The organism is Paraburkholderia sp. BGA-UO-ETr-F12 (assembly GCF_059567945.1).
Window position 1 is genome coordinate 119,879 of the sequence record NZ_JCAQOZ010000030.1, and the last position, 7,155, is coordinate 127,033.

Consider the following 7,155-nt stretch of genomic DNA (forward strand, 5'->3'; position numbering starts at 1 on the left):
GGATAACGCAGGCTGGAGCCATTCACTGAGCTTCGTCCAGACGTTTTTTCATTGCCGCGGTAATGCGCTGACGCGTCTTCGCGTAGCCCTCCCACGGGTCGCGCTTCAGATCCTTGAGACGTTCGTGCACGTTTTCGACGGTCCACTGATCGCCGCTCGTCGTGGTCGCGACTTCGTCCCATGCAAGCGGCACCGAGACCCCCAGCCCCGGCCGGGCGCGTGCCGAGAAAGCAGCTACCGTGCTCGAGCCGCGGTTGTTGCGCAGGTAATCGACAAAGATCTTCCCCTTGCGATTCTGCGCCCCCATCTTCGCGCTGAAATGCGTGGGCAACGTCGTCGCCATATGCTGGGCGACCGCTTGCGCAAACGCTTTTACATCGTCCCAGCCGGCGTGCTTCGCGAGCGGCACCACCACGTGGAAACCTTTGCCGCCGCTCGTCTTGCAGAACGAGGTCAGTCCGAGCTCTTCGAGCAGTGATCGCGTCAGTTGCGCGGCTTCGATCATCCGCTCCCACCCGAGCGACGCGTCGGGGTCGAGATCGAACACCATGCGATCCGGTTTTTCGATGTTCGACACCAACGCATTCCAGGTATGAAATTCAACGGTACCCATTTGCGCGGCGCCGACCAGTGCCTTGAGTGTGTCGACCGTGATCAGCGGCGGATGGCCGGGGTCGAGCCCGGGATGCTGCGTGACGTTGGGGATCGACAGTTTCTGGCTGTGCTTCTGGAAAAACAGTTCGCCGCCGATGTCCTCAGGCGCGCGCACCAGCGATACCGGCCGGTCATGCAGATGCGGCAGCATCCAGTCGGCGACCGATTCGTAGTAGTGCACGAGATCGATTTTCCGGGCGCCGGTGCTCTTATCGATGATGCGGTCGGGATGCGAGACGCGCACGCCGGCGACTTCGGCTGGTGCCGCGGCATTCTTAGATTTCGACGTGCGCTTCTTCGGCACGGTTTCGGATGCGGCATCGATTCGCTCTTGCACGTCGGCTCCTTGACGAGGATTTTCCTTGATGATTTGCCGTGCCGGTTTGTCGTTACGCAGACTCACGAACGATGCCTGCCGCACGATGCCGTCGCTCGTCCATTCAGCGAAGTTGCATTCGCAGACGAGCACCGGTTCGACCCAGTGCACCGGCGTGCGGCTGCGCTCGCGCGGCGCGCTGGCAAACGGCATATGCCTGGTCTCGTGCGCGTCGAGCGCCTTTTTGACCGAGGCCAGCAGTGCAGCGTCGAACCCTGTGCCGACGCGTCCTGCGTAGCGCAATTTGCCCGCGTCGTCGTAGATGCCGAGCAATAACGCGCCGAACGCCGCACGGCTGCCGGACGGCTCCGAATAGCCGCCGATCACGAACTCCTGGCGCCGCCGGCACTTCAATTTGATCCATGCGGACGAGCGCCCCGACATGTAGCCGCTATCGCGCCGTTTGCCGATAATCCCTTCGAGCGCTACGTCGCACGCGCTCTTCAATAGTTCGTCGGCAGTGAACGCGAAGTCGTTGGAGAAGCGGAGCACGCCGCCGTCGTGCTTGTCCCCGTTATGCTTATCCTTGTCGTGCTTATCCATCACCGCGCGCAAAATCGCGCGACGCTGTTCGAGCGGCACATTGCGCAAGTCGTAGCCGTTCAGAAACGGAACGTCGAACAGATAGATCACAATGTCTTGCGGACGGTTCGAATCAAACGCGTTCTGCAGCGCCTGAAAATTCGGCAGACCGTTTTCATCGAGCACCACGGCTTCACCGTCGAGCCAGCCGCTTTCGATGTCGAGTTGTTCGAACGCCTTCACCTGCTCGCCGAACTTCGCGGTCCAGTCGTTGCCCGCGCGCGTGAACACCTTGACCGCACGGGTCTTCGCTTTTCGATCGATGCGGGCTAGCACGCGATAACCGTCGAACTTGATTTCGTAGGCCCATTCGTCGCCGGGTGGCGCGGTGTCGACGAGCGTCGCCAGTTGCGGCTTGAACGTGGCGGGTAACGCGGCTTTGACCGCGCCTTCGATCGAAGGGGAAGCGATAATCGCCTGCGTTGTGCGCGCCTTCCTGCTTGCGCTTGCGTTCCCGTTTGCAGACTCGCTTGGGGTCTTCGTTGCGGTCTTCGTTGCGGTCTTCGTTTTCTTCGCGCGCCCGCCGGGTCCGGGCCGCCTTTCAGTTGGCGCACTGCCGTTCAATACGCTGCCTGGCAGCGCCGTTACGACGTCGTATTCATTCTCGCTACGGGCTTCGTCGTCGCGCTCCTTGATCAGCAGCCACTGCTCCTTGTCGCCGCTTCCGCGCATGTGGCTGCGCACCAGCGTCCAGCCGCCGTGTAGTTTTTCGCCGTGGAGATGGAATTTGAGCTTGCCCGCCTGATACGACTTCGCGGCTTGCGCTGCGCCGCCGTTCGGCTCCCACGTTCCCCGGTCCCATACGATCACCGTTCCCGCACCGTAGTGCCCCGGCGGAATCTCGCCTTCGAACGAGCCATATTCGACTGGATGATCCTCGACATGCACCGCGAGCCGCTTCACCGACGGGTCGAGGCTCGGCCCCTTGGGCACCGCCCACGACAGCAAGGTGCCATTCAGTTCGAGCCGGAAGTCGTAGTGCAGGCGCCGTGCGTGGTGCTCCTGAATCACATACGCCAACGCCTCGTTCGATGCGCGCGCCGCCGTCCCGCGACCCTTCTTACGCGCAGCGGCGCCCGGCGGCTCCGGAGTTTCGTCGAAGCGCCGCTTGCGGTTGTACAGATCGAGCCGGTCTTTCATGGCGGTGAGTATGTCGTGGGTCGAGCCAGCGAGGGGTTAGCGGTCCGGCGATCGATCAGGCAGCCGCGCGCCGTTTGTGTGCCGACGGCGCCGCCTTCGCACTGGCGCCGCCCCGCTTCCCGCCACCGCCTCGGCTCGTCCCTGCCGAACGCGCCGCGCGCGGCTTCTTACGTGCTCGCGTGGCCGGTTCGGCATCCGCATCCGCATCGGTGGTATCGGCAGCCTCGTCGTCATCTTCCGTCGCGTGCTTGCGCGCACCCGCCGCCGGCTTACCCTTGCCCCGGCCCAGGCTGCGTTTGAGCAGGTCGGATAGATCGAGAATATCGGCGGATTGGCGCGATTCGCGCGGCGCTTCGACATCGGTGATTTCCTCGGTCTTTCCCGCACGAATTTTGCGCTCGACCAGCGCCATGATGTCGTCGTGAAACGTATCGTGATACTGCGACGGGTCCCACTTATCGCTCATGTCGTTGATCAGCTTCTTCGCCATGTCGAGTTCGCGCGCGCTGACGCCGGCCGCCTTCATCCCTTCGGGCGGCAGTTTGAACTCGTCGAAATCGCGGACCTCGGCGGCCCAGCGCAGGGTATTCAACGCCAGCATCGGCCCGACAGGAATCAGTGCGGCGAGATGCTGCTTGTTGTGCAGTACGACGCTCGCCACGCCGATCTTGCCCGACGCTTTCATCGCTTCGCGCAGCAGCGCGTACACCTTTTCGCCCTTGCGATCGGGCGTCAGGAAGTACGGCGTGTCGAGATAGAGGAACGAGATGTCCGGGGCGTCGACGAATGCGAGGATATCGACCGTCTGCGTCGACTCGGGATTGGCCGCGCGAATTTCATCGTCCGAGAGGACAACGTATTTGTCCTTTTCGTACTCGAAACCGCGCACGATGTTATCGCGCGCCACCTCCTTGCCGGTGCGCTTGTTGATCTGCTTGTAGCCGATCGGATCGATCGTGCGCTTGTCCAGCAGATTGAAGCCGACTTTCTCCGACTGCGTCGCCGGATACAACTGCACCGGTACGTGGACAAGGCCGAAGCTGATCGCGCCCTTCCATATCATGTGTGCCATCGTGCGCTCCCCAAGGCCTAGGATCTTGGGTGAAGCAGCAAGCGTGCCACGATTTTCTATGCTGTCACGGGTGCGGCGCCGCGCGGGCTGTCACGGTTTCTGGCGCGATCGCCGGTCACGCAGCACCGGCTCACACGGGCAGCGGCTGTAAGTCTTGCGTGCTGTCGGCAAAAGATACGGCGCTGATGGAGGCTTCAACGGTGCGCGTTGAGCGGTGTTCGACATCCGCCGATCTTCATCCACCGCTCGCGGGTTCGAGTTCGACCGGCACTGCGGCAAAGCCGCGAAACCGCACGCGTCCGCCGCGGGTCGGTTCGCCGTCGAGACGGTACGCCGGAAAGCGCTGCACGAAGCGTCCAATGGCGATCCGCGCCTCGAGTCGCGCGAGCGACAAGCCCGCGCATTGGTGGATCCCGAAACCGAACGCCAGATGGCGGTTCGGATCGCGGCGGATGTCGAAGCGATCGGGCTCCGCGAACTGGTCAGGGTCGCGATTGGCCGCGCCGATGCACAGCGTGACGGGCGTCCCGCGTGGCACTGCCAGACCGCCGATCTCCGTGTCCACGGTTGCCATCCGGTTGCCTAGCTGATTCGAACTCTCGAACCGCAAACACTCTTCGACCGCCGACTCGACGAGCGACGGTTCGCGCTGTAAGGCAGCGCGTTGCTCCGGCCATTCAGTGAGCGTAACGAGACCGTTGCCGATCAGATTCGTCGTGGTCTCGTGGCCGGCGTTCAGAATGAAAATGCAGTTTTGCAGCAGTTCCGCTTCCGATAATTGCTCTCCGCCCTGCTCGCCCTGGATCAGACGCGTCAGCACATCGTGCTGCGGATCGCCGGGCTCGCGCCGGCGCCGCGCCACCAGATCGCGCAAATAGTCGATGAATTCGCTCACCGCGCGGTTGCCGCGTTCGAGTTGCGCCTCGCTTAGCGACGGTTCAAGCGCGCCCAGTATCGCCAGCGACCAGTCGCGCAACGGTTCGCGCTCTGCGTGCGGCACATCCAGCAGATTGCCGATGACCTCGACCGGAATCGCCGACGCGAACTCGCCGATCAGATCGATCCGGCCACGCGCCGCAGCGGCATCGAGCAAGCCGTCGACAAGCCGGATCAGCCCCGGCTCCATGGCCGCGATCGCGCGCGCCGTCAGCGCGCCGGCGATCAGTTTGCGCACCCGCGTGTGCCGCGGCGGATCGTTGAAGACGAGACTGGTGGTGTGATGGGCGTAAAGCGGAGAATCGCCGTATTTCGGCTTGAATTCGACGGTCTTGTCGGAACTGAACGTTTTCGGGTCGCGGTAGACCGCTTGCACGTCGCGAAAACGTGTCAGAAACAGTGAGCCGTCCGGCATGCGTTTGACCGGGTCATAGGTGCGCAACGCGTGGTAGACCGGGTACGGATCGGCATGGAAGCTGGGGCTCAAATGGCGCAGATCGAAATCGCGCGCGCGGCTGGACGCGTCACTGGCGGTCGCGGGGGGCATGTCTTGTCTCCGTGTGGTAATCCGCCGCTTCGCAGGCGTCAATGCGTGCCGTGTGCGGCTCGCCGCGCGTCTCCTGGGCGCTTGCGGAACCGACCAGGGACCGCTCGCCCGCGGGGCGTCGTTCGAAGCGCCAGTATGACGCGGCGGCTCGATGATTGCACGGTGGAATGCCTGGCGGCACACGCGATGGGCTGCCTCGCGGGTTTCCATGCCGGGCCGGCTATCCGCGCCTAACGGATAGCGCACGGGTAGCGCAGCGCCGAACCGTTACAATGGCGGAATTTTCCGCGCGCACCGCGCGCCCGTCCCTTTCCGCGTCAATGCGTCGTCGTCCATGAACCTCGTCATCCAAAGCACCGCGCCTCTTTCCGCCGACCACCACAAAACGCTCGTCGCCCTCGCGCGTGGCTCGCACGCCGCCGTCATCGACGCGAACGCGATTCGCATCGCCAACGCGAACCTTGCACAGCGCGCCGACCTCGAGGTGTATTGCGGCACGCACCAATTGGACTACGCGTTTGTCGAACCCGGCCGCCAGTTGCGTGACTTCGGCCTCGTCGCGATGGACATGGACTCGACGCTGATCACGATCGAATGCATCGACGAAATCGCCGACTTCTGCGGTTTAAAAGCGGAAGTTGCAGCGATCACTGAAGCGTCGATGCGCGGCGAGATCAAGGACTTCAACGAAAGTCTGACGCGCCGCGTGGCACTGCTCAAGGGACTCGACGCCGGCGCGCTCGAACGCGTTTATGACGAACGGCTGCAACTCTCGCCCGGCGCCGAGCAGATGCTGGCCGGTGCGAAAGCCGCGGGATTGAAAACACTGCTCGTGTCCGGCGGATTCACGTTCTTCACCGAGAAACTGAAGGCCCGGCTCGGTCTCGATTTCACTCGCGCGAATACGCTCGAGATCGTTGATGGCAAGTTGACCGGTAACGTGATCGGCGAGATCGTCAACGCTGACGTGAAAGCACGCACACTGCGCGAGACATGCGCCCAACTGGGTATCGAACCGACCCGCGCGATTGCGATGGGTGACGGTTCGAACGATCTGAAAATGATGGCCGCCGCGGGACTTTCCGTCGCATTCCGCGCGAAGCCGGTAGTGCGCGAAGCGGCCAGCGTGGCCTTCAATTACGTTGGACTGGATGGGTTGCTGCGGTTGTTCTGAAACTTTGGTTTTGCGTTGGCCGGCGCAATGGCGGCCAACGCGGAGACGAGTTATTTTTTCAGAAACCTTGTTCAGAAACCAATTGCAAACACGCCCAGCATGTAGATCGCTGTGGCGCATATCACGACGGTTGACCATTTCAGAACGCGGGCGTAATTTTCGTCAGACTCCAGATACGTAAAAATTTTGTGCATGAGTGCCTCCCGTAAGCAGACCAGTATAAAACCTACGTTATCTAGAAAATCTAAATCAGGCGCACGTGCAGGATTGCAAACAAAATAGCAGCGAGAGACGTGGTGAGAATCGAAATCCCAATCGCCACGCGCGATAACGCCCCTGCGACAAACCGTTTCTGTCTGTCATGAATGCACGTAGCCATCCGCTCGTGATGTGCATTCACGAGGGACGACATCACGATCGTCGAACAGACGAACGCCAGCACGCAGAATCCGGCGATAGCAAGCGCGAGAATAGCCGCCACACCACTTCCCCACTCGAGCGCGTTCACCGCCTCATAAACCGCAGCCGCACATAGCCCGATTGCGCACCAGAAGTAAGCGAGTCCACCGTACCGTCTGTTCATAACGATGCGGCTTCGGCATTCTGATTCCCACTAGATCTGGTGGGAATCAGAATGATGGAAGTGAGCGCACCGGGCCGGCGACGCGGCTCGA

5 protein-coding genes are annotated in these 7,155 nt (G+C 62.2%); 1 reads left to right on the top strand and 4 read right to left on the bottom strand.

Annotated elements, in window-relative coordinates:
- Positions 1-22: 22 nt before the first annotated feature.
- The 3 genes from ligD to AC57B6_RS14595 all read right to left on the bottom strand — a co-directional run bounded on the left by ligD (position 23) and on the right by AC57B6_RS14595 (position 5,307).
- Complete coding sequence (gene ligD, locus AC57B6_RS14585) at positions 23-2,752, bottom strand: DNA ligase D (RefSeq protein WP_496421585.1); 2,730 nt, start codon at positions 2,750-2,752, stop codon at positions 23-25.
- A 55-nt stretch (positions 2,753-2,807) separates the two neighbouring features.
- Complete coding sequence (gene ku, locus AC57B6_RS14590) at positions 2,808-3,824, bottom strand: non-homologous end joining protein Ku (protein WP_496421586.1); 1,017 nt, start codon at positions 3,822-3,824, stop codon at positions 2,808-2,810.
- A 235-nt stretch (positions 3,825-4,059) separates the two neighbouring features.
- Positions 4,060-5,307 (bottom strand): cytochrome P450, encoded by a 1,248-nt coding sequence (locus AC57B6_RS14595; protein WP_496421587.1) that lies wholly within the window; start codon positions 5,305-5,307, stop codon positions 4,060-4,062.
- A gap of 334 nt (positions 5,308-5,641) precedes the next feature.
- On the opposite strand from AC57B6_RS14595, the gene serB reads away from it, so the two are divergent.
- Entirely contained in the window at positions 5,642-6,481 is an 840-nt protein-coding gene (gene serB, locus AC57B6_RS14600; RefSeq protein WP_028196619.1) for a phosphoserine phosphatase SerB, read from the top strand.
- Positions 6,482-6,725: 244 nt separating this feature from the next.
- Here the strand turns inward: serB and AC57B6_RS14605 are convergent, their stop codons facing one another.
- Positions 6,726-7,064, bottom strand: coding sequence for a hypothetical protein (locus tag AC57B6_RS14605; protein ID WP_496421588.1), 339 nt, complete (start codon positions 7,062-7,064; stop codon positions 6,726-6,728).
- Positions 7,065-7,155 lie beyond the last annotated feature (91 nt).

Excerpts from the sequence above, each read along its gene's own strand:
- serB (WP_028196619.1), top strand. The coding sequence starts at position 5,642 with ATGAACCTCGTCATCCAAAGCACCGCGCCTCTTTCCGCCGACCACCAC.
- ku (WP_496421586.1), bottom strand. The coding sequence starts at position 3,824 with ATGGCACACATGATATGGAAGGGCGCGATCAGCTTCGGCCTTGTCCAC.
- AC57B6_RS14595 (WP_496421587.1), bottom strand. The coding sequence starts at position 5,307 with ATGCCCCCCGCGACCGCCAGTGACGCGTCCAGCCGCGCGCGCGATTTC.
- ligD (WP_496421585.1), bottom strand. The coding sequence starts at position 2,752 with ATGAAAGACCGGCTCGATCTGTACAACCGCAAGCGGCGCTTCGACGAA.
- AC57B6_RS14605 (WP_496421588.1), bottom strand. The coding sequence starts at position 7,064 with ATGAACAGACGGTACGGTGGACTCGCTTACTTCTGGTGCGCAATCGGG.